We start from the raw sequence: 23,062 nt of genomic DNA on the forward strand, positions 1-23,062 counted from the left end.
TGCCGCATCCCTTTACGGTGCCGCGGACCTAGGCAATATTCGAAGATGTGAGTGATACCGCCCTGCCGCCGACTTCCACCGCCTCGACCGACACCGCCCCGCCACCCCCGCCGCCGCGCCACTACGAAAAACCGCCGCCCCTCTTCCGGGTTGCCGCGTGGGTGGTGATCGTCGCCGGCATCACGTTCATCGCCTCGACCCTGTTCTTCGCCGGGGCGATGGTGGTCGGCGCCGGCAAGTGCCACCACCATCACCGCCATCACCACGGCATGTTCCAGCCCGGTGGTCCGGGTTGGCAACCCGGACCTCCGCCGCCTGGGATGGGGCCCGGCCTCCCGCCCGGGGGTCCCAATGGTCCGCCAGGTCCGGGTCAGTCCCCGAATACCTCCGGACCCGGCGCGCCGTCCACCAGTGCGCCCGGGCGCTAGCCGTCTTTCTCGAATAACTTTGCAGCCCTTGAGTTTTCCGTTAACAGCCCAGTTACAGGAGATAACGTAATGACGGAGCGTTACACCACCACCGACGGTGGCAGCCCGGCACCCAGCGACAAGGAGTCGTTGTCCATCGGTCCGGACGGCCCACTGCTGCTGCAGGACCACTACCTGATCGAGCAGATGGCGCAATTCAACCGGGAGCGCATCCCGGAGCGTCAGCCCCACGCCAAAGGCGGCGGCGCGTTCGGCCAGTTCGAGGTGACCAACGACGTGAGCCAGTACACCCGGGCCGCGGTATTCCAGCCGGGTGCCAAGACCGAGATGGTGGCCAGGTTCTCGACGGTGGCCGGCGAGCGCGGCAGCCCAGACACCTGGCGCGACCCCCGTGGCTTCGCGCTGAAGTTCTACACCAGCGAAGGCAACTTCGACATGGTCGGCAACAACACCCCGGTTTTCTTCATTCGCGACCCGTTGAAGTTCCAGCACTTCATCCGGTCCCAGAAGCGGCTCCAGGCAAGCAATGTGCGCGACCACAACATGCAGTGGGACTTCTGGACTCTCACGCCGGAGTCGGCGCATCAGGTGACGTGGTTGATGGGGGATCGCGGTATCCCGAAGAACTGGCGGCACATGAACGGATACAGCAGCCACACCTACAGCTGGATCAACGCCAACGACGAGATCTTCTGGGTGAAGTATCACTTCATCACCGACCAGGGCATCGACTTCCTCACGCAGGAGGACGCCGACCGGCTGGCCGGTGAGGACGGCGACTATCACCAGCGCGATCTGTACGACAGCATCGAGGCCGGAAACTTCCCCAGCTGGACGCTCAAGATGCAGATCATGCCGTTCGAGGAGGCCAAGACCTACCGGTTCAATCCCTTCGACCTCACCAAGGTGTGGCCGCACGGCGACTACCCGCTGATCGACGTCGGCAAGATGACGCTGAACCGCAACGTCACCGACTATCACGCCGAAATGGAGCAGGCGGCGTTCGAGCCCAACAACATCGTGCCGGGCACCGGGTTGAGCCCGGACAAGATGTTGCTGGGCCGGGGTTTCTCCTACGCCGACGCGCACCGGGCCCGGTTGGGCGTCAACTACAAGCAGATTCCGGTGAATTCGCCTCACGTTGAAGTCAACAGCTATTCCAAGGATGGGGCGATGCGGATCAAGAATGCGTCCGACCCGGTGTATGCGCCCAATTCGTTCGGTGGGCCGCACGCAGATCCGCGTCGCGCTGCCGAGGTGCGCTGGTTCGCCGACGGCGAGATGGTCCGCTCGGCGTACACGCTGCGGCCGGAGGACGACGACTGGGGCCAGGCCGGCACCCTGGTCCGCGACGTTCTCGACGACGCCCAGCGGGATCGGTTGGCGCATAACATCATCGGGCATGTCTCTGATGGTGTGAAGGAGCCGGTCCTGTCGCGGGTGTTCGAGTACTGGCGAAACGTCGACCCCGACTTGGGCAAGAAGGTGGAGGAGGGCGTGCGGGCGAATCTGGGTTGACGCCGGTATTCCGGGGCCAGCTCGAGGGGCCGCCAGGCCGAGCGGCCGGACGGAAATTGGGTACATGTTTAACCCGTGCACTCCAACCGTGCGGGAATATGTCGGCGCCGTCTGGAAGATGAAGTGATGGTGGTTGTCGTAATCACCGTTGCGAATCAGCTGGGTTCCGGAGGGATGGTGCTATGACCCGGACCGCCGGCACCGCCGCCGCGTTGTCGCTCGATGCCGAGCTGGACAGCTCGGCCGCGGTTGCGCAGCTCATCGCCGATGAATGCCTGGTGGACGGTCCGCTCGGGCGGGTCGGTCTGGAGGTCGAGGCACACTGCTTCGACCCCGCCGATCCGGCCCGTCGTCCGAGCTGGGGGGAGATCTCCGGCGTGCTCGATTGGCTGGGTCCGCTCCCGGGCGGCAGTGCGGTCACCGTGGAACCCGGTGGTGCGGTGGAACTTTCCGGTCCGCCGGCCGACGGCGTGCTGAACGCGATCGACGCGATGCGCCGCGATCAGGCGGTATTGCGGGCAGCTGTCGCCGAGGCGGGGATGGGATTGGTGTTTCTGGGCACCGACCCGTTGCGGTCACCGGCCAGGATCAATCCCGGCGCACGGTACCGGGCCATGGAGCAGTTTTTCGCAGCCAGTGACAGTGGGGCGGCCGGCGCGGCCATGATGACCTCGACGGCGTCGATCCAGGTCAATCTGGACGCCGGCCCGGAGTCAGGCTGGGCGGGTCGGGTGCGGCTGGCCCATGCCCTGGGGCCGACCATGATCGCGATCGCCGCCAACTCCCCGATGCTCAATGGCGAGTTCTCGGGCTGGCAGTCCACCCGGCAGCGGGTCTGGGGCCAGATGGACTCCGCGCGGTGCGGGCCGGTGCTCGGGGTCAGCGGCGACGATCCCGGCACCGACTGGGCACGGTACGCGCTGAAGGCGCCGGTGATGCTGGTCCGAAGTCCGGGATCCCAGCAGGCATCCCCGGTTACGCACTATGTGCCGTTCACCGACTGGGTGGACGGGCGGGTTCTGCTTGACGCGCGCCGCCCCAACCTCGCCGACCTGCAGTATCACCTGACCACGCTGTTTCCGCCGGTGCGGCCGCGGCGATGGCTGGAGATCCGTTACCTCGACAGCCTCCCCGCGAACATCTGGCCGGCGCTGGTGTTCACCCTGGTCACTCTCCTCGATGATCCTGTGGCGGCACAGCTCGCAGCTGAGGCTGTCGAGCCGGTGGCCACCGCGTGGGACACCGCGGCCCGGGTCGGGCTGCTTGACCGGCGCCTGTACACCGCGGCCAACCGCTGTGTCGCGATCGCCGCCGAGCGCGCGCCCGCCGCGCTCGCTCCGGCGGTGCAGCGGCTGCTACTCGACGTTGAACTCGGGCGATGTCCCGCCGACGACTTCGCCGACCGGGTGATCGAACACGGCATCGCCGTCACGGTCACCCGGTTGGCGCAGGGTGACTCGTGATCGCACGCGACCGGCTCGCCGAGGATCTGGAGCGGGCACGGACACGCACCCTGCGGCTGGTGGACTTCGATGACGACGAACTGCTGCGCCAGTACGACCCGCTGATGAGTCCGCTGGTGTGGGACCTGGCCCACATCGGCCAGCAGGAAGAACTGTGGCTCTTGCGCGGCGGCGACGTGCGGTGTCCAGGCACCCTGCCCCCGGAGATCGAGGGGCTGTACGACGCTTTCGTGCACTCCCGCGCCAGCCGGGTCGATTTGCCGTTGCTGTCCCCGGCCGAGGCCCGGTCCTACTGCCGCACCGTGCGGGCGGCCGCGTTGGACGCGCTGGATGCGCTCCCCGAGGACGCCGGCGACTTCCAGTTCGGCCTGGTCATCAGCCATGAGAGCCAGCACGGCGAAACCATGCTGCAGGCCCTCAACCTGCGCACCGGTGCGCCGCTGCTGGCCAACGCCACCGTGCTGCCGACGGGCCGGGCCGGCTTGCCGGGAACGTCGGTGCTGGTGCCTGCCGGGCCGTTCGTGCTGGGTGTGGACGCCGCGACGGAGCCGCACTCGCTGGACAACGAACGTCCCGCGCACGTCGTGGAGGTGCCGACCTTCCGGATCGGCCGGGTGCCGGTCACCAACGGCGAATGGCGGCACTTCGTCGACGACGGCGGGTACGCGGATCCGCGCTGGTGGTCGCGCCGCGGTTGGCAACACCGGCAGCAGGCGGGTCTGCAGGCGCCGCAGTTCTGGAGTCCGGACGGCCGGACGCGAACCAGGTTCGGCTATGTCGAGCACATTCCCGCGGACGAACCGGTCCAGCACGTCAGCTACTTCGAGGCCCAGGCCTACGCGGCGTGGGCCGGTGCCCGGCTGCCCACCGAAATCGAATGGGAGAAGGCCTGCGCCTGGGATCCCGCGACCGGCTCGCGCCGCCGCTACCCCTGGGGAGATGACGAGCCCTGCGCCCGACGCGCCAACCTCGGCGGGGAGTCCCTGCGTCCGGCACCCGTCGGCGCCTACCCGTCCGGCGCGTCGGCATACGGCGTCGAGCAGATGCTCGGGGATGTCTGGGAGTGGACAAGTTCGCCGCTGCGCCCGTGGCCCGGTTTCGTGCCGATGATTTATGAGCGTTACTCCCAACCGTTCTTCGACGGGGACTACCGGGTGCTGCGCGGCGGGTCCTGGGCGGTGGCGCCGTCCATCCTGCGGCCGAGCTTTCGCAACTGGGATCACCCCTACCGTCGGCAGATCTTTTCCGGTGTGCGCCTTGCGTGGTCGGTCTGATGTGCCGTCATCTGGGGTGGTTCGGAACGTCCGTCAGCGTCGCTTCGCTGGTGCTCGATCCGCCGCAGGCTCTGCGGGTGCAGTCCTATGCGCCGCGCCGCCAGCAGCACGGGTTGATGAACGCGGACGGCTGGGGCGTGGGCTTTTTCGACGGTGACACGCCGCGACGCTGGCGCAGCGCGGCCCCGTTGTGGGCAGACCCGTCGTTCGCGTCGGTGGCGCCGGCGTTGCACAGCCATTGCGTGGTGGCGGCGGTGCGTTCGGCGACCATCGGTATGCCCATCGAGCCGAGTGCGACAGCGCCGTTCACCGACGGCCAGTGGTTGCTCTCGCATAACGGCGTGGTCGACCGGACGGTGCTGCCTGCGACTGGTGCGGCCGAATCCGTGTGCGACAGTGCGGTTCTCGCCGCATATGTGTTCGCCCAGGGGGTAGACACTCTGGCTCAGACCATCGTCGAGATCGGTACCGCCGATCCGCTGGCCAGACTGAACATCCTGGCCGCCAACGGTTCGCGTCTCATCGCCACTGCGTGGGGTGACACGCTGTCCATCCTGCGTCGCGGCGACGGCGTCGTGCTGGCCAGCGAACCCTACGATGACGACCCGGATTGGGAAGACGTGCCCGACCGCCATCTGGTGGAGGTCGACCACGGCGGTGTGACCGTCGTAGCGCTCAACCGCCCGAAAGGAATCTGATGACGCTCACGTTATCGAACCATCTCGCAGCCGACGCGGCCCTGCGCGCGTTGCGCCGTGACGTGTTGGCCGGTCTGCAGCAGACACCGAAATCGTTGCCGCCCAAGTGGTTCTACGATGCGGTCGGCAGCGAGTTGTTCGACCAGATCACCCGGTTGCCGGAGTACTACCCGACCCGGGCCGAGGCCGCGATCCTGCGCGCCCGCGCTGCCGAAATCGCCGCGGCCAGCCAGGCCGACACATTGGTCGAACTGGGCAGCGGAACCTCGGAGAAGACCCGACTCCTGCTCGACGCGTTGCGCGCAGGTGGGGCGCTGCGCAGCTTCGTACCGTTCGACGTCGACGCCAGCGTGCTGTCCGGGGCTGCCGCCGCCATTCAGCGTGAATACGCGGGCATCGAGATCAACGCCGTGTGCGGGGATTTCGAAGAGCACCTGACCGAGATCCCCTCCGGTGGCCGGCGGTTGTTCGTGTTCTTGGGCTCCACGATCGGCAATTTGACGCCGGGCCCGCGCTCGGACTTCCTGACGGCGCTTTCCGGGGTGATGCGTCCCGGTGACAGCCTGCTGTTGGGTACCGATCTGGTGAAGGACACCGCCCGGTTGATCAGAGCCTACGACGACGCCGCGGGTGTCACCGCTCAGTTCAACCGCAACGTGCTGGCGGTGATCAACCGCCAGCTCGCCGGGGATTTCGACGTCGACGCCTTTGAGCACGTCGCGCGGTGGAACGCCGAGGAGGAACGCATCGAGATGTGGCTGCGCTCGACCCGACCCCAGCGGGTCCGCGTTGGTGCGCTCGACCTGACCGTCGACTTCGACGCGGGCGAAGAGATGCTGACGGAGGTGTCGTGCAAGTTCCGCCCGGATGCGGTCGAAGCCGAATTGGCCGCCGCCGGCCTGCGCCGCCTGCGGTGGTGGACCGACGACGCGGGTGACTTCGGTTTGTCGCTGGCCGTTAAATGACGTCGCTGCAGCAGCTTTGGCGAGATTCCCGGCCGCCGGCGGCCGGGTTGCACCTGGACAGTGCTGCCTGTTCGCGGCAGAGTTTCGCCGCGCTGGACGCTGCGGCGCGGCACGCCGTGCACGAGGCGGAGGTCGGCGGATACGTCGCTGCTGAGGCCGCGACGTCGGTCCTGGACGCCGGGCGTGTCGGCGTCGCAACCTTGTGCGGGGCACTCGATGCGGAGGTGGTGTTCACCACCGGGTCGTTGCACGCGCTGGATCTGCTGCTGAGCAGTTGGCCGGCCGACCGCAGGGTGCTGGCCTGCCTGCCCGGTGAGTACGGTCCGAACCTGACCGTGATGGCTGCGCACGGGTTCGAGGTGCGTCAGCTGCCGACGCTGGACGACGGCCGGCTGGCGATCGACGACGCGGCTTTCGACCTGGAGGAGAACCCCCCGGACCTGGTGCATCTCACCCCGGTGGCCAGCCACCGCGGCACGGTGCAACCGCTGGCGATGGTGGCCGAGTTGTGCCGGGAGCTGAGTTTGCCGCTGGTGGTGGATGCCGCTCAGGCACTGGGTCAGATCGACTGCGCGGTGGGTGCCGACGTCACCTATGCGTCGTCGCGCAAATGGCTCGCCGGGCCGCGGGGCGTTGGCGTGCTTGCGGTGCGACCCGATCTGATGCAGCGGTTGACGCCGCGGGTGCCGGGCGCGGAGCTCGGCTTTGGTGAGGCGAATGTCGCGGCGCGCGTGGGTTTCTCGGTGGCGGTAGGGGAGTACCTGGCCTGTGGGCCGGAGTCGGTGCGTGCCGGGTTGGCGGACCTCGGCGCGGCGGCGCGGTCGCTGTTGGCCGATGTCGACGGTTGGCTGGTGATCGAGGAGGTGAACGAATCCAGCGCGATCACCACGCTGCTGCCGGTCGACGGCGCTGACGTCGAAGCGGTGCGGGCCTGGTTGCTGGCCGAGCGAGGCATCCTGACCACCTATGCTGGGCTGCCGCGTGCCCCATTGGAGTTGACCGCGCCCGTACTGCGCATTTCGCCGCACCTGGACACCACGGCCGAAGATCTGGAGATGTTCGCCGAATCGCTGATCGAAGCGACTGCGGCGACCACCGCCGACTAGACATACCGCGAAGTTTGGCCGGAGCATTTGATCCATCCAAAAGGTCCCGGGAAATGCCGTCGAGGTACTAGTCACGTTGCACGCGTGTGGAGTAACTTGACGCTCGGTACGCGTTTGGGTGCAGGGTGGGCACCTATGCCCTTTCGCTGCAGGTCGCTGACGACTCCGGTGAAAGGTCCCTGATGAGTTTCTTTGTGCTGCCACCCGAACTCAACTCGTTGCGGCTCTTCACCGGCGCCGGACCAGGCCCGCTGCTGGAGGCCGCTGCGGCCTGGGACGGTCTGTCCGCGGAATTGAGTTCAGCCGCTGAGACTTTCGCGTCAGTGACCTCGGGTCTGGCCGGCCAGGCGTGGCAGGGGCCGGCGGCGGCAGCGATGGCGTCAGCGGCACTGCCGTACGCGGGGTGGCTGAGTTCGGCGGCCACGCATGCTTCCGTCGCCGCGGCGCAGGCCCAAGCGGCGGTGAGTGCTTTCGAATCGGCGGTGGCGGCTGCCGTGCATCCCCTTGCCGTGGCCGCCAATCGAACCGACTTCGTGCGCCTGGTGGTGTCGAACATCTTCGGGTTCAACGCGCCGGCGATCGCGGCCGCCGAAGCGGTCTACGAGGAGATGTGGGCCGCCGATGTCGCCGCGATGGTTGGCTATTACAGCGGCGCGTCGGCCGCGGTCTCCGCGCTCGTACCGTTCGCGCAGCCACTGCAAGCGCTGGCCGGTATGGCCGGGAGCACGCCGTTGGCCGCAGCGGCCACTCGGACGATCGACATCACCATCGGCCTGGCCAACGTCGGTGCCTCGAATATCGGTCTGGGCAACGTTGGTATCGGCAACTTCGGCAATGGCAACTCCGGCAACGGCAACATCGGCTCAGCCAACTTGGGTAATTCCAACATCGGCTGGGGCAACCTGGGTATCTCGAACCTCGGATTCGGTAATTTCGGTGGCGGCAATCAGGGTTTCGCTAATTCCGGTAACTTCAACGTCGGGTTCGGAAACACTGGTAACAACAACTTCGGCATCGGGCTCACCGGGGACAACCAAGTCGGCATCCAGCTGAATTCTGGTACCAACAACATCGGTCTGTTCAACTCCGGCAGCGGGAACATCGGTTTCTTCAACTCGGGAACCGGCAACTTCGGGCTTTTCAACTCCGGTAGCTACAACACGGGCTTTGGCAACTCGGGTATTGCCAACACTGGATTCTTCAACCCCGGCTCCTTCAATACCGGTAACTTCAACGCGGGTTCAACCAACTCCGGGAGCTACAACGTCGGTAGCTTCAACACCGGTGACGTCAACCCGGGCTCGACGAACACCGGAAGCTTCAACATCGGCAACACCAACACCGGATTCTTCAATTCGGGCAACCTCAACACCGGTGCCTTCAACTTCGGTAACCAGAACAACGGCTTCTTCTTCACCGGTGACCACCAGGGCGGGGCCTACGTCAGAATCGGCACCCCTGACATCACGCTGCCGCCCATCCACGTCCCCCCGATCCCGGTGGGGGCGTTCTCGCTGCCAGAGATCACTATTCGTCCGATCGACTTCCCAGGATTAGTGCTGCCGCCGATCGGCCTTGGTGCGTTCGATCTGCCGGCGATTGCGGTGCCGCCGATCGCAATACAAGCGGGATCGCTGCCCCAGTTCAGTATCGGCGGGTTCGATCTGCCGGAGATCACCACACCAGCTATATCGGTACCTAAGGTAACGCTGCCCGAGATCGTTATCCCGAACTTCGAGACACCGCTGGTTACGGTAAACGAATGGAATTTGCCGACGGTGACCGTGCCTTCCATCGCCATCCCCACGCTGAACATTCCGCTATTCAATATCGCTATCAGTGGTGGTGGGCAAACGGTGATCCGGCTTATCGATACCGGCATCATTTTGCCGGCGCTCGGTGTCAATCTGGAATCGTTTAATATTCCGATCACGATCACGAATATCGCCGGCGGATCTATCGGAGCGTTCTTCTTCCCCAGTGTGGGGATCGGCGATATGACGCTGCCCACCCTCACCATCAGCGGACCTGGCGGCAACCCGTACAGCATCCCGCCGATCACCCTGAACGGATTCACGATCGATCCCATCACTATTCCCCCGATTCACCTCGAGCCGTTCGAGTTACCGGCAATCAGCTGGCCAGATTTCAGCTTGCCCACGATCAACATTCCGCCGATCGAACTCGACGCATTCAACCTTCCGCAGATCACCATTCCACCGTTCAGCACCCCGGAATTGGTCATCCCACCGATCGGGCTGGGCGACTTCAGCCTGCCGGCCATCGACATCCCCAGCATCACCCTGGATGCGACCACCATCGCGGAAATCCAGATCCCGCCGGCCCCCGGCTTCTTCAACGCCGTCGACTACCCGTCGTCGGGATTCTTCAACAGCGGCGTCGGTGGCAGTTCGGGCTTCTACAACCGGGGAACCGGGTTGTCGGGCTTCGTCAACCAGAACCCGCTGGGAATTCTGTCGACCTCGGGCTGGAATGTCTTCGGCGAAGGGTCGTCAGGGATTTCGAACTGGGGCAGCGCGATCTCCGGATTCGGCAATATCGGCACGCTTGGGGTGGCCGCCAACAACGTGCTTTCCGGCATCGAGAACATCGGGCATCACCTGGCCGGTATCTTCCTGCAAGGCACCACCTAAGCCTTACGCGCGGACAGTAAGAACGCGGGCATCATCACGCGGCCCTTGTCGTCGCGCGGATGCGGCCACGGTGGCGCGTCCGGGAGGTCGGGCATCCGGGCGTGCACAGCGGCCGGGCGCACCTCGTCGATTTCGAAGTACTTGCCGACGGCGGCGCGCAACTCGTCCTCGTCCACTTCGTTCGGCTTGACCGGAAGATCCTCGGGGAACGCGCCTTTGGCGAACACCAGCACGTAATAGTTCGCGCCGGGAGCCGCCGCGCGATGTACCGCTTGCAGATACGCGTCGCGATCCTCGACCGGCAACGAATGGAACAGCGTGCTGTCGATCACCGTGCCGAACCGTTCGTCGTATCCGGAGAACTTGGTGATGTCGTCGACGGCGAACGTGACATTACCCAGTCCGCGCTCTTCCGCCGCCTTGATGGCCGCAGCAATGGCGGTCGGCGAATTATCGACGCCGACAACGGTGTATCCAGCAGCTGCCAGTGTCAACGACAATTCGGCGACCCCGCATCCGGCGTCCAGGACCACGCCGTGCACCTTTCCCGCAGAGATCAGTGCGGCAAGCTCTGGTTGCGGTTCGCCGATATTCCACGGTGGCGGCGCCTGGAAGACTTCCTCTTTGTACGCCGCGTCCCAGTCCATCGGCTCCGGTGTCGTCATGACCCCAACGTACGCGCCGCTAGATATCCCAGGTGTGCACCGGTTCGTTGGCGTGCATGTGCGCACAGTATCGGCGCAACATCTCGGCCAGGGCCTGTGGCCGGGTCATTCCCGCTTCCTCCAATGCTGCGACGGTGGCCACCTGCCAACTCGCACCGTTACGCCGGGCCTTCGCGCGGGCCTCGATCACGCCGAGAAACCGGTCCCGCACTGCCACCTCGACACCCCAGCGCTGCAGGCCGGCATCCGCCATCGGAAGCAACGTGTCCAACACCAATCGTTGAGTACCGATCACCCCGACGCCGGGCCAGTGCAACTGTGCCTCGATACCCTGCTGCGCCGCCTGCAAGAAATTACGTTGTGCCACCGGAAAACTCATCTCCGTCCACACCGGCCGCTCGGCCTCCGACAAGCTGCGCAGCATGCCGTAATAGAAAGCCGAATTTGCAAGCATGTCAACAACACTGGGTCCGGCCGGTAATACGCGGTTCTCCAGCCGTAGATGCGGGCGGCCGTCCACCACGTCGTACACCGGGCGATTCCACCGGTAGACCGTGCCGTTGTGCAGACGAAGTTCCGACAGCGCCGGGGCGCGTCCCGCGGTCAGTTCGGCGACGGGGTCTTCGTCGGACACCTCGGGAAGGAGAGACGGAAAATAGCGGACGTTCTCCTTGAACAGGTCGGCAACAGAGCCGATCCAGCGCTCACCGAACCACACCCGGGGCCGTACGCCCTGAACTTTCAATTCCTCCGATCGGGTGTCGGTGGACTGTGCGAACAGTTCGATACGGGTTTCCGACCAGAGTCGGTGGCCGAAGAAGAACGGCGAATTCGCGGCCAATGCCAATTGCGGTCCCGCCAGGACCTGCGCCGCATTCCAGTTGGCGGCGAAATCCTCCGGTGCCACCTGCAGGTGCAATTGCATGCTGGTGCAGGCGGATTCGGGTGCTATCGAGCCGGCCTGCCAGTGCAGCGGCTCCGGACCGGCAATGTTGATGGGGATGTCCTCACCGCGGGCGCGGAAGATGGACTCGTTGAGAGCGGTGTAACGCAGCGATTCGCTCATCCATCCGCTGTCCGAGAGATGTTGGGGCATCAGGGTGGGCAGGATGCCGATCATGACGATGTGCGATCCGCTTGAATTCGCTTTCAGCTCCGCGTCATTGAGGCTGGTGCGGACCTCTTGTTCGAGGTCCAGACCGGTGCGACCGCGCAGCGGACGGGGTGGCACGTTGAATTCGATGTTGTAGGCGCCCAATTCGGTTTGGTAGGCCGGGTCGGCGATCGCCTCCAGCACGAATCGGTTGGACATGGCTGGTTGATAGTCGGCATCGACAAGATTGCATTCGATCTCCATGCCGGTCAGCGGCTGCTCGACGTCGAAGCTGCTGCGGGTGAGCATCGTCTCGAGGACATCGAGACACAGCTGCACCTTGCGCCGGTATTCCCGCCGATGTGCACGGTCATACGTGGTGCGCTTGACCTCTTCGCCCACAACAACGATGCAACAGGTTCAGCGGGCGCTGCGCAACCGGCTTGCCACCGCGACCAGCGGCAGGGGCCGTAAGGACCTGTTGAACACGGTGCCGCCCCGCAACGTGACTTCGATCGCAGGGTCGGCGTGCCGGGCCAGCGCGAGGAGCGCGGAGCGGCTGTACGCTCGCAGCGAGCTGATCACGCCGTCATGCGTCATCGCGAACATCGCCAGCGGCAGCATGTGCGCCAGTCGCAGGATGTGCAGCGCCGGCCGCGGCCGGGGCAGGTCGATGATCACCAATTTCGCCGCGACGCGCGTGCCTTCGGCGAACACCCGGGCCGCCGGCAGCGGCGGCAGATGGTGAAACGACAGGGCGAAGACGGCGAGGTCAAAGGCGCCGTCGGGTGCGTCGATGGCGGTCGCGTCCATCACCCGGACGGTGGCGCGCGGGTGCGAACCGAGGTCGCCGGCGCCGATGGCGGCCACCAGTGCCGGATCCACGTCGGTGACGGTGAGCCGCACGCCGGGGTGGATGCTCAGCAGGGTGCGGGAGAGCCCGCCGTGGCCGGACCCGAGTTCGAGGATCCTGGGTTCGACCACGTCGCGGACTTCCTCGAGCACGATGCCGGCGATGGTCTTGTGCAGCCCGAACAGCCGTCCCATGCGATCCAGGGAACGGATCGCCGCCCGCTTCTTCCTCCCTGCGTCGTCGCGGTCGATGTACTCCAGCCGTTGGGTTTCCAGCCGCCGGTCGAGCCACGACGCGTCGGGACCGCCGCGTGGCATCCCCTCGATGTCAACAGCCACATAAGCAATCATGAACGATGAAGCAATCCCGCCACTTTAGGAGTGCATCTTGGCCGAATCTCCTGACTTGATAGCTGCCATCGATCAGGGCACCACCAGCACCCGCTGCATGATCTTCGATCAGGACGGCACCGAAGTGGGCCGCCACCAACTCGAGCACGACCAGATCCTGCCCAAAGCCGGTTGGGTCGAACACAACCCGGTGGAGATCTGGGAGCGCACCGTCTCGGTGCTGCGGACTGTGTTGAACTCGTCCAAGTTCACCTCGAAAGACATTGCGGCACTGGGCATCACCAACCAGCGCGAGACGACTCTGGTGTGGGATCGCAAGACCGGGCGGCCGTATTACAACGCGATTGTCTGGCAAGACACCCGCACCGACCGCATTGCCACCGCGTTGGACCGCGACGGTCGCGGCGACGTGATCCGCCGTAAAGCCGGACTGCCGCCGGCGACATATTTCTCCGGCGGGAAGTTGCAGTGGATCTTGGAGAATGTCGACGAGGTGCGCGACGCGGGCCGTCGCGGCGACGCGCTGTTCGGCACCGCCGACAGTTGGGTGCTGTGGAACCTGACCGGCGGTCCGCGCGGCGGGGTGCACGTCACCGACGTCACCAACGCCAGCCGGACCATGCTGATGAACTTGGAGACACTGGACTGGGACGACGAGCTGCTGTCGTTTTTCGACATCCCGCGGGAGATGCTGCCCAAAATCGAGCCGTCGTCGGCGCTGCAACCCTACGGCGTCACGACCGAAGACGGGCCGGTCGGCGGTGAGGTTCCGATCACCGGCGTGCTCGGCGACCAGCACGCCGCGATGGTCGGCCAGGTCTGCCTGAACTCCGGCGAGGCGAAGAACACCTACGGCACCGGCAATTTCCTGTTGCTGAACACTGGTGAGACGATTGTGCGGTCCGAGAACGGTCTGCTGACCACCGTCTGCTACCAATTCGGCGACGCCAAACCTGTTTATGCACTTGAGGGTTCGATCGCAGTAACCGGATCGGCGGTGCAGTGGCTGCGGGATCAGCTCGGCATCATCAGCGGCGCCGCACAAAGCGAGTCACTGGCCCGTCAGGTCGACGACAACGGCGGGGTCTACTTCGTGCCGGCATTCTCCGGATTGTTCGCCCCCTATTGGCGATCCGACGCCCGCGGCGCAATCGTCGGTCTGTCGCGGTACAACACCAACGCGCACGTGGCCCGTGCGACGCTGGAGGCGATCTGTTATCAAAGCCGCGACGTGGTGGATGCGATGGCTGCCGATTCCGGTGTGCGACTTGAGATATTGAAGGTCGACGGTGGTATCACCGCCAACGATCTGTGTATGCAGATCCAGGCCGACGTGTTGGGTGTGGACGTGGTACGACCGGTGGTCGCCGAGACCACTGCACTGGGTGCGGCCTACGCGGCGGGTCTGGCGGTCGGAGTCTGGAACGACGCGTCTGATCTGCGCGCCAACTGGCAGGAAGACCGGCGCTGGACGCCGAATTGGGACGACGACCAGCGTGCCGCCGGGTACGAGGGTTGGCGAAAGGCGGTGCAGCGGACCCTGGACTGGGTTGATGTGTCCTGAGGTCCAGGGTCCACTGCCACGACGGCAGCTTCAGTCCTCGCCGAGAATGCCGTAGATCTCCCGCCGCGCGTTGTTGAGTACGTCGACAATGCGTTGCTGCTGCTCGGAGTTGGCCGCCTGGGCCGACTGGCCCACCGCGCCGAACAGCTGGCGCGCTGCGGTCCGCAACTTCAGATGGGCGGGGTCCACGCCGTCGGCGATCTCCTCCCAAGGCGGGGTGGCAACCTGTTGTGCGGCAGCGCGACCCTCGTCGGTCAGCTCGAAAAGCTTTTTGCTGCCATCGGTTTCGTTGGCGGTGATCAGGCCTTCGTCATCCAGGAGTTGCAAGGTCGGGTAGACCGAACCGGGGCTCGGCTTCCAGAAACCGTTGCTGCGTTCGGCAATCTGCTGGATCATCTCGTAGCCGTGCATGGGCCGCTCGCCGAGCAGCACCAGGATCGCGGCGCGCACGTCGCCGCGACGACCGCGGCCGCCTCGCCGTCCGCCGCCGCGGGGTCCGCCGAATCCCGGTCGGCCGAAACCGAAACCAGGTCCGAAGCCGGGGCCGGGTCCGAAGCCGGGGCCGAAACCGAACGGTGCGTCCTGGTCGCCGGCGTTTTCACGCAGGTTCTCGATGAATTCGCGTCGGGCGTGTCGCTTAGTGCCGTGGAACGCCCGTCGCTGGGCGGGGCCCGGACCGAAGCCGAATCCGGGGCGGGCGCCCAACGGACCGGGGCCGAATGGGCCGGTAGGGGGTGTGAATGGGGTGTTCAATGGTATGTCCTTCGAATATTTCGATGTGTTGATTAATATCACGATATATCGGAAAGGAGCGTAGTGCAACGCCCTGCCGGTGGGACCGGTGGGCCGTGGTGGCGTGCGGTATCAGCTCGGCGGCGAGAATCCGCCGGGATCGGCACTCGTCGACGGTGTCGTCGTGGGCGGCGGTTGCCAGGCCACCGGTGGCGGCGGTTGCCAGGCCGCCGGTTGTGGGGGTGACCAATTCGGCGGTGGCATCGGCGGTCCGACGCTCGGCCGCAATCGCGCGAGTTCCCGCCGGTGCCGTTCGGCCAATACCGCGGCCAGCAGCAGTTGGGGCGGAACCCCCGGCGGTGGCGGCGGCGCTATGTGTGCTACCACATCGCCGGCTATCCGGTAAGCCATCTGCTCGCGCAGCGGGGGATCGAGTTGCATTGCCCGGGAAAGGAATTGGCGGGCAACCTCGGCCTGGCCAGCGGTCAACCCGGACAATTGCAGGGACGCGGCCCACCCCGCCAGCTGGGGCGGCATCATGGGCGGAGGCGCCAGCCGCGGACCCCGTTCGCTCACCACGACGGTGCCCGCGAATAAGTCACCGACCCGCTTGCCTTTCGGCGAGAACAAGCTACAGATCACTGCGGGGCTGCCGAATAGCATCCAGATCTCGATCACCGCCGCCAATGCGCGAAACAGCGCCTGCCGGAAGCGTTCCGGACCGCCGTCGTCGGAGACTACGCGCAGACCCAACGCCATCTTGCCCAGTGAACGTCCGCGCGTCGCGACCTCGATGCCCACCGGATAGCCGACCATGGCCAACACCGTGAAGATGATCAGGAACGCGATCGTCAACGCCTGGTCGAACTGCGACAGGGTGGCCGCCCACAACACCAGACCCACGAAGTAGGCGAAGGCGATCACGGTGATGTCGATGATCGCGCTGAGCGCGCGCACCGGTAGCTGCGCGATCTGGACGTCGAGCACCACGGCGTCCCCGGTCACCACCTCCGACATACCTGGGAACGCTACAGGGGCGGTGGCCCGCCGGTAGGCTGCGCAGCGTGGACGTCGACGCGTTCTTGCTCACCCACCGGGGCACCTGGGACCGGCTGGAACAGCTGATCAAGAAGCGTCGTTCGCTGACCGGCGCCGAGGTCGACGAACTCGTGGAGCTGTACCAGCGGGTGTCCACCCACCTGTCGATCCTGCGGTCGGTGTCGTCGGACTCGCTGGTGACGGGCCGGCTCTCGAGTCTCGTCGCCCGCGCCCGGTCCGCGGTCACCGGTGCCTACGCCCCGATGAGCAGCACCGTTGTGCGTTTCTGGACGGTGTCGTTCCCCGTCGTCGCCTATCGCGCGTGGCGCTGGTGGTTGGCGACGGCGGTGGCCTTCTTCGCCGTCGTTGTCGTCATGGCGTTGTGGGTCGCCGGGAACCCCGAGGTGCAGTCCATGCTGGGGACGCCGGCCGAGATCGACGAACTGATCAATCACGACGTCGAGTCCTATTACAGCGAGCACCCGGCTGCGGCGTTCGCCCTGCAGGTGTGGCTGAACAACTCCTGGGTGGCGGCCAAATGCATCGCGATGTCGGTCGTGCTGGGACTGCCGATACCGTTTGTGCTCTTCGACAACGCCGCCAACGTGGCGGTGATCGCGGGTCTGATGTTCCCGGCCGGCAAGGGGGGGTTGCTGCTCGGACTGTTGCTGCCCCACGGGTTGCTGGAGTTGACCGCGGTTTTCCTGGCCGCCGCGGTCGGGATGCGGTTGGGCTGGTCGGTGATTTCGCCGGGCGATCGGCCGCGCGGGCAGGTGCTGGCCGAAGAGGGCCGTGGCGTGGTGTCGGTGGCGGTAGGGCTGGTGGCGGTCTTGCTGGTCTCGGGGTTGATCGAAGCAATGGTGACGCCGTCGCCGCTGCCGACGTTCGCCCGCATCGGTATCGGCGTGCTGGCCGAGGTGGCGTTCCTGTCCTACATCGTCTACTTCGGCCGGCGCGGGGTGGCTGCCGGCGAAACCGGCGACATCGAGGACGCGCCCGACTTCGTGCCGACCGGTTAGCGCCGGCACGTCCTACAGCTGGCCGGTAGCTTTCATGGCCAGGTAACGGTCGGCGAGCCCGGGCGCGATCTCGCTCGGCGGCGCGTCGACGACCTCGACCCCGTTGCGGCGTAGTCGCGACGCGATCGCCCGCCGCTCGTTGCGGGAGCGTTCGGCTGCCGCGGCGTCGTAGACGGCGGCCGCGTCGGAACGTCCGGCGGCCAGCTGGTCGACGCGCGGGTCGGCGACCGCGGCCACCAACACGTGGTGCTTGGCGGACAGCTGAGGAAGCACCGGCAGCAGGCCCTCATCCAGAGCGGTGGCATTCAGATCGGTCAGCAGCACCACCAGCGACCGTCGGCGCGTACGCCTCAAGATAGTGGCAACCATTGTCCGCCAATCGGATTCGATGAGCGCGGGTTGCAGCGGCGCCATCGCGTCGACCAATTGAGCCAGCAACTCGGTGCGCGAGGCGCCGAACACCGCGGCCCGGCTCACCCGGTCATGGGCCAGGAAGTCGACATGATCACCAGCGCGAGATGCCAACGCCGCCAGCAGCAGAGCAGCATCCATCGCCCAGTCCAGCCGGGGCCAGCCCGCCGGGTCGCCGGCCGTCGGATCGACACCCACCCGCCCGGCGGCCATGCGTCCGGTGTCGAGCACGATCACCACCCGCCGGTCCCGCTCGGGCCGCCAGGTACGGACCATCACGTCGGTGCGCCGCGCGCTGGCCCGCCAGTCGATCGAGCGGACGTCGTCACCTACGACATACTCACGCAGCGAGTCGAATTCGGTGCCCTGCCCGCGGATCAGGGTAGGCAGCAGCCCGTCGATCTCCCGCAGTTTGGCCAGCCGCGACGGTAAATGCTTGCGGGACAGGAACGGCGGCAGCACCCGCACGTGACCGGGCACCGTCTGTGAACCCTGTCGGCCCGCGAACCCCAGTGGACCAATCGAACGGGCGGTGACCACCGCCGCACGCTGATCGCCACGGCGAACCGGGCGCAGGTGGGTGGCCACCTGCTGACGTTGCCCGCCGGCGATCACCAGTCGATGGGCACGCGGCTCGCCGCGTGCACTGGGCGGCCATGCATCGCGCACCTGGCCGCGAAATCGTCGGCGACTGTCGTTGTGAATCAACAGACCCGCGTCCACCGGTTGCCCCAATCGCACCGACGAGTCCGGCGAACGGCTGTAACGCAGTCGCCGCGGACTCGCCGCCAACAGCACGTCGATCGTCACCAAGCTGACGAGCACCAGCAACAGGATCACGAAAGCCCTTGCCGGCCAAGGAGCTACCGCGATCGGAAAGACGCAGATCAGCGCCAGCAGCCCGGTGCGTCCGGTCAGGATCACTAGCGTGGCACCGGTACCGAGGCCAGGATGCCGTCCAGCACACCGTCAGACGTGGCGCCTTCCAACTCCGCCTCCGGGCGCAGCATGACCCGGTGCCGCAGCGTCGGCCGGGCCATCGCCTTCACGTCGTCGGGAGTGACGTAGTTGCGACCGGACAACCACGCCCACGACCGCGCGGTGCCCAGCAGTGCGGTCGCCCCGCGCGGGGACACCCCGAGTTGCAGGGCGGGGGAAGACCGGGTGGCCCCGACGATGTCGACGATGTAACCCAGCACCTCATCGGCGATCAACACCTGACGTACCGCCTCCCGACCGGCCGCCAGCTCGGCGGGACCGGCGACGGGTTTGACGGCGGACAGATCACGCGGGTCGAAACCATGCGCGTGCCGGCCGAGGATCGCGATCTCGGCGTCGCGCGGCGGCAGGGTCACGTTCAATTTCAACAGGAATCGGTCTAGCTGAGCTTCGGGCAACTGGTAGGTGCCTTCGTATTCGATCGGGTTCTGCGTAGCGGCGACGATGAACGGATCCGGCAACGGCTTGGCTTCACCGTCGATGCTGACCTGGCGCTCCTCCATCGCCTCGAGCAGGGCAGCCTGGGTCTTCGGCGGAGTGCGGTTGATTTCGTCGGCGAGTAGCAGGTTGGTGAACACCGGGCCGGCCCGAAACGCGAATTCCGCGGTGTGGGTGTCGTAGATGAGCGAGCCGGTGATATCACCGGGCATCAGGTCCGGGGTGAACTGCACCCGCTTGAAATCCAGCTGCAGTGCGGCGGCCAGGGCGCGCACCATCAACGTCTTCGCCACTCCCGGAACGCCTTCCAGCAACACGTGACCCTGACACAACAGCGCGATCACCAGACCGCTGATCACCCCCTCTTGTCCGACAACGGCTTTGGCGATCTCGTTGCGCAACCCCAGTAGTGCGTCTCGAGCCGGATCTGCGACAGAGGACTGCGCGGGCGGGGACTGTGTCACGAGTGGGTGACCTGCCTTTCGATGTCGTCGAGCGCAAGGGCGAGGTTTCGTAGGTCGGTGTCGTTGTTCGGGGCGGGACCATACAAGTGGTACTGCACAAAGTCCGGGTCGGCCCCGCTGCGCTGGCTGACGGTTGTCACCACGGCAGGCGGTAGGGCGTTGGGACCCAGGCCCAGTCGCGGCACCAGCCGCTGCAGCGTCGCGGTGCGCAACGCCTCAGCAGCGCGGTCACGGGCGCGACGGGATCGGTACAACCGGCCCCGACCCTCGACCGTCTCCGAGGCGCGCACGACGACCGGGAGTTCCTCGGCCACCAACGGACCGACCCGACGGCCACGCCACAACGCCAGCAGCGCGACGACCAGGCATAGTTGCCAGACGATCCATGTCACGTTGTCCGGGAACAGGTCCGTGATCGACTCCGGTGCCGAATTGTGTCCCTCGGCTCGTCGGGGCGCGAACCAGACGACCCGGGGGCGCATGCCGGCGAGGTTCATCGCCAACGCGGCGTTGCCCGCCTCGAGTAACCCGTCGTTCGTCATGAAACGGCTGCTGCCGACCACGGTGATGGTTCGGCCGTCGTCGTGGTAGCTGACCAATGCGCCGCCGTAACAACTGACCAAATCCAGGTCACCCCTGGCCCGGTAGGAATCACTCGGCCCCAGATTCACCGACCCGGCCCGGTTCGCCTGTGGCAGAGGACAATTGGGCTCAATAGCAAGCTTGCTGGCAGCACCCACTCGCAACCGGGGCGTCAGCGCGGTGCGTGCCCGGGAGGTGGGGTCCACCAACAACAGGTCGCCGGGAACCCTGCCCACCCGCTCCAGCAGCGAGTTGTCGCTCAGGTACTGCGTCCGTGCGACCACCAGCAGCGTGTCGGGTCGGGCCGCGCGCTCGACTTCGGCGACCGTATCGGCCACGACGACCTCGACGCCACCGTCCCGCAGCAACGTCACCAGTGCATGCGCACCCGCCGGACTGGTGGCCTCCGGGTCCAGCGTCCCGCCGGGGCGCGGCGCCGTCAGATATGTGGTGATGAAGGCCACCACCGTCACCGCGGCCAGCGCAAGCAGGACCGCGCGCCACGGACGTCGTTGCCGAACGGAACCGGGCGGCGGGCGGGTGGCGGTCACCGGATCTGAGCCCAATCCGACGCCGGCAACTGGGCCGGCACCGTCGAAGTCATTGAGCGCGAACGAATATGATCGTCGAGGTCGGCGATCAACTGGTAGGTGGCCTGGGTGCCCGGTCGCTCACCGTAGGTCACATCGTTGAAAGCCGTTGCCGCCTGCGACAGTTCACCCACCAGATGCGGAAGTACCACCCCGGCGTCGGTGGACAGTTCGTTGGCGGTCCGGCCGGGCACCTGGTTGAGCACGCCCGTCTCCTCCAGTTCACGCGCTACCGCGCGCAACCTGTGGCGGATCGCAGCGGACCAGTTACCTTCTGCCGCAAAGCCTTCCGCGGTAGCGCGATGCTGGGCCGCGGTCAGTTGACCGGCGTCGAACAGCTCGTAGTCGCCGCCGCGGTTGGTGCGAAGGGTGCGTCGCGCGATGTGTACGGCAACCGCGACGGCGATCGCCACCAGGATGAGCAACACGCTGACAGTGAACCAGCCGCCCGGCAGTGACGAGGTCTTCTGTAGCAACCGGAGCAGGAACGCGGTGATCTTGTCGGCGATGTCGTCGGTCAGTGAGTGTTTGGGATAGATCGGCTTGTTGAGTTCGCGCTGCGCTGCGTCGTGGGCGGCATCGCGGTCGATGTCAATGGCTGGCACCAGTTGTTCTCCGTCAGATGGGGCGCGTCAGCCACAGATTGTCGGTGGATTCCACCGCGGCGGGACCATTGAGGGCGCCAGACTGTAGGACCAGGTCGAACGCTTCGGCACGCATGCGGCGGTCGGTGTACAGCAGCACCACCACGCCGGCGGTGAAGGGCGCGGTCACGATCTGGCTGATGGCGCCCCCGATAGCTGACAAGGTGGACCCCACCAGCACGCCGGTGGTGCCCGAGGCGCCGATCAACATGATCTCGGCGACAATGGTGAACGGCATCGAGATTGCGCCGCCGACGATTCCAACGACCAGGGCAGCCAGCAGCTGGATGCCCAGGACCCGCCAAAAACCGTTGCGCACCAATGCGAACGACCGGGCGATCGCGTCGAATACCGGCAGCCTTTCCAGCACGATCAACACCGGGGCGAAGACCAGCACGGTGTAGGCGTAGGCCAACAGCAGGACGACCACGAACAGCAGCGGAAAGCCGAGCAGCACCGCTACGCCGGAATTGGCCACGTACCCGACTCCGACCAGGATCACCACGACCAAGCCGATGATCACCGCCGTCCCGACGCCTTCCAGCACCGCCAGCCCCAGCAGGGTGAGAATGCGGCCGCGCACCTTGGCCCAGGCTTCGCCCATGGTGATCGGCGAGCCGAATACCGCGCGCCCGACCACCACGGTCAGCATTCCGCTCAGCAGCATGCCGCCCAACCAGGTGACCAGGGCGCTGCCACCTACCGAAGCCAGGTAGGCGCCCGCTGCCCCGGCCCGTGCAGCGGATCGGTCGGAGTCCAACGAGTTGAGCGCGGTCAACGGGCCGATCACGGTGAGCAACGAAATGACCTGCATGACGACCACGACCAGGGCGGTCAACCCCAGGGTCGGCTTGGGGTTGGCGCGGATGTAGCCGACGGCGCCGTTGAACATATCGCTGAGGGTCAGGGGTCGCAGCGGGATGATGCCGGGTTTCGCGGCACCCGGCATGGGTGCGGGGCCGAACTGGGTGCCGTAGGCCTGAGGCGGGGGGCCGTAGCCCGGGGGCGGACCGTAGCCCGGGGGCGGGGGCCCGTAGCCCGGGGGCGGGGGCCCGTAGCCCGGGGGCGGACCGTAGCCCGGGGGCGGGTAGCCGGGAGGCGGCCCGTAGCCCGGCGGCGGGGGCGGGGAGGCGTATGCGGGCGGCGGTCCATAAGCGGGCGGCGGAGCGTAGGCGGCGTCGATCGGTGCCGCACCATCAGCCACGGCGGATCCGCTCTCCATACTCTGAGGACCGTTGGAAGGGTCAGGCGGCAGCGTGCTCACCGGCGGCGGCGGCTGTCGACGTGCGTCATGGGGTCCATCCTGTCGGCGGTCGCGGCATTTCTCAACGTAGGGCCGTGACCGCTCTCTCGCGCGCGTAGCGTCTCTGAGATGGCGGAATTGAAGTCCCGGCTTCGGGCGGACCTGACCGACGCGATGAAGGCGCAGGAAAAGCTGCGAACGGCGACCCTGCGAATGGTGCTCGCCGCTATCCAAACCGAGGAGGTAGCGGGCAAGGAGGCCAGAGAACTTT

General features: G+C 66.4%; 21 protein-coding genes. 11 read left to right on the forward strand and 10 right to left on the reverse strand.

Translation table 11 applies throughout. From position 1 onward, the window contains the following. Positions 1-47: 47 nt before the first annotated feature. The 8 genes from AC5Y6Y_RS16935 (at position 48) to AC5Y6Y_RS16970 (ending at position 10,106) form a co-directional block, all read left to right on the forward strand. Positions 48-428 carry a hypothetical protein gene (locus AC5Y6Y_RS16935; protein ID WP_473140320.1) on the forward strand — a complete coding sequence of 127 codons (381 nt, stop codon included), beginning with the start codon at positions 48-50 and terminating at the stop codon, positions 426-428. Positions 429-497: 69 nt separating this feature from the next. Then, positions 498-1,946 carry a catalase gene (locus AC5Y6Y_RS16940; RefSeq protein WP_463826017.1) on the forward strand — a complete coding sequence of 483 codons (1,449 nt, stop codon included), beginning with the start codon at positions 498-500 and terminating at the stop codon, positions 1,944-1,946. Positions 1,947-2,128: 182 nt separating this feature from the next. After that, positions 2,129-3,409, forward strand: coding sequence for an ergothioneine biosynthesis glutamate--cysteine ligase EgtA (gene egtA / locus AC5Y6Y_RS16945; RefSeq protein ID WP_473140319.1), 1,281 nt, complete (start codon positions 2,129-2,131; stop codon positions 3,407-3,409). After that, positions 3,406-4,683, forward strand: a complete 1,278-nt coding sequence (egtB, locus tag AC5Y6Y_RS16950; protein WP_473140318.1) for an ergothioneine biosynthesis protein EgtB — start codon at positions 3,406-3,408, stop codon at positions 4,681-4,683. The genes egtA and egtB overlap by 4 nt, the downstream gene beginning before the upstream one ends. Continuing rightward, positions 4,683-5,381 (forward strand): ergothioneine biosynthesis protein EgtC, encoded by a 699-nt coding sequence (egtC, locus tag AC5Y6Y_RS16955; RefSeq protein ID WP_463826014.1) that lies wholly within the window; start codon positions 4,683-4,685, stop codon positions 5,379-5,381. The genes egtB and egtC overlap by 1 nt, the downstream gene beginning before the upstream one ends. Continuing rightward, positions 5,381-6,346, forward strand: coding sequence for an L-histidine N(alpha)-methyltransferase (gene egtD, locus AC5Y6Y_RS16960; protein ID WP_473140317.1), 966 nt, complete (start codon positions 5,381-5,383; stop codon positions 6,344-6,346). The genes egtC and egtD overlap by 1 nt, the downstream gene beginning before the upstream one ends. After that, on the forward strand, positions 6,343-7,452 hold the full coding sequence (egtE, locus tag AC5Y6Y_RS16965) for an ergothioneine biosynthesis PLP-dependent enzyme EgtE (RefSeq protein WP_473140316.1): 1,110 nt from the start codon (positions 6,343-6,345) through the stop codon (positions 7,450-7,452). Before egtD ends, egtE begins: the two co-directional genes overlap by 4 nt. A 182-nt stretch (positions 7,453-7,634) precedes the next feature. Then, positions 7,635-10,106, forward strand: a complete 2,472-nt coding sequence (locus AC5Y6Y_RS16970; protein ID WP_473140315.1) for a PPE domain-containing protein — start codon at positions 7,635-7,637, stop codon at positions 10,104-10,106. Here the strand turns inward: AC5Y6Y_RS16970 and AC5Y6Y_RS16975 are convergent. From AC5Y6Y_RS16975 to AC5Y6Y_RS16985, 3 genes are read right to left on the reverse strand one after another with little or no spacing between them, the layout of a single operon-like run. After that, complete coding sequence (locus AC5Y6Y_RS16975) at positions 10,103-10,771, reverse strand: class I SAM-dependent methyltransferase (RefSeq protein ID WP_463826011.1); 669 nt, start codon at positions 10,769-10,771, stop codon at positions 10,103-10,105. The genes AC5Y6Y_RS16970 and AC5Y6Y_RS16975 overlap by 4 nt on opposite strands. Before the next feature lie 19 nt (positions 10,772-10,790). Then, positions 10,791-12,266, reverse strand: coding sequence for a glutamate-cysteine ligase family protein (locus AC5Y6Y_RS16980; RefSeq protein WP_473140314.1), 1,476 nt, complete (start codon positions 12,264-12,266; stop codon positions 10,791-10,793). A gap of 18 nt (positions 12,267-12,284) precedes the next feature. Next, complete coding sequence (locus AC5Y6Y_RS16985; protein WP_473140313.1) at positions 12,285-13,067, reverse strand: class I SAM-dependent methyltransferase; 783 nt, start codon at positions 13,065-13,067, stop codon at positions 12,285-12,287. A gap of 37 nt (positions 13,068-13,104) precedes the next feature. Between AC5Y6Y_RS16985 and glpK the strand changes: the two genes are divergently transcribed. Further along, a complete protein-coding gene (glpK, locus tag AC5Y6Y_RS16990) occupies positions 13,105-14,631 on the forward strand; it encodes a glycerol kinase GlpK (protein WP_473140312.1) in 1,527 nt (508 codons plus the stop codon). 30 nt (positions 14,632-14,661) lie between these two features. Here the strand turns inward: glpK and AC5Y6Y_RS16995 are convergent, their stop codons facing one another. Together AC5Y6Y_RS16995 and AC5Y6Y_RS17000 are read right to left on the reverse strand one after the other, a co-directional pair. After that, on the reverse strand, positions 14,662-15,384 hold the full coding sequence (locus AC5Y6Y_RS16995) for a PadR family transcriptional regulator (RefSeq protein WP_473140311.1): 723 nt from the start codon (positions 15,382-15,384) through the stop codon (positions 14,662-14,664). A gap of 111 nt (positions 15,385-15,495) precedes the next feature. Next, on the reverse strand, positions 15,496-16,380 hold the full coding sequence (locus AC5Y6Y_RS17000) for an RDD family protein (protein WP_473140310.1): 885 nt from the start codon (positions 16,378-16,380) through the stop codon (positions 15,496-15,498). A gap of 47 nt (positions 16,381-16,427) precedes the next feature. Between AC5Y6Y_RS17000 and AC5Y6Y_RS17005 the strand changes: the two genes are divergently transcribed. Beyond that, complete coding sequence (locus AC5Y6Y_RS17005) at positions 16,428-17,420, forward strand: stage II sporulation protein M (RefSeq protein ID WP_473140309.1); 993 nt, start codon at positions 16,428-16,430, stop codon at positions 17,418-17,420. A gap of 12 nt (positions 17,421-17,432) precedes the next feature. Here the strand turns inward: AC5Y6Y_RS17005 and AC5Y6Y_RS17010 are convergent, their stop codons facing one another. From AC5Y6Y_RS17010 to AC5Y6Y_RS17030, 5 genes are read right to left on the reverse strand one after another with little or no spacing between them, the layout of a single operon-like run. Next, entirely contained in the window at positions 17,433-18,755 is a 1,323-nt protein-coding gene (locus tag AC5Y6Y_RS17010; protein WP_463826005.1) for a DUF58 domain-containing protein, read from the reverse strand. Further along, positions 18,755-19,732, reverse strand: coding sequence for an AAA family ATPase (locus tag AC5Y6Y_RS17015; protein WP_473140308.1), 978 nt, complete (start codon positions 19,730-19,732; stop codon positions 18,755-18,757). The genes AC5Y6Y_RS17010 and AC5Y6Y_RS17015 overlap by 1 nt, the downstream gene beginning before the upstream one ends. Continuing rightward, positions 19,729-20,880, reverse strand: coding sequence for a DUF4350 domain-containing protein (locus tag AC5Y6Y_RS17020; RefSeq protein ID WP_473140307.1), 1,152 nt, complete (start codon positions 20,878-20,880; stop codon positions 19,729-19,731). The genes AC5Y6Y_RS17015 and AC5Y6Y_RS17020 overlap by 4 nt, the downstream gene beginning before the upstream one ends. Next, entirely contained in the window at positions 20,862-21,509 is a 648-nt protein-coding gene (locus AC5Y6Y_RS17025) for a DUF4129 domain-containing protein (RefSeq protein ID WP_473140306.1), read from the reverse strand. Before AC5Y6Y_RS17025 ends, AC5Y6Y_RS17020 begins: the two co-directional genes overlap by 19 nt. A gap of 13 nt (positions 21,510-21,522) precedes the next feature. Further along, a complete protein-coding gene (locus AC5Y6Y_RS17030) occupies positions 21,523-22,770 on the reverse strand; it encodes a DUF7847 domain-containing protein (RefSeq protein WP_473140305.1) in 1,248 nt (415 codons plus the stop codon). Positions 22,771-22,920: 150 nt separating this feature from the next. Here AC5Y6Y_RS17030 and AC5Y6Y_RS17035 point away from each other — a divergent pair. After that, the coding region (locus AC5Y6Y_RS17035; protein WP_499930124.1) for a GatB/YqeY domain-containing protein at positions 22,921-23,062 on the forward strand (142 nt) is incomplete at its 3' end.

The sequence above is a fragment of the Mycobacterium sp. NGS24 genome (assembly GCF_059813065.1).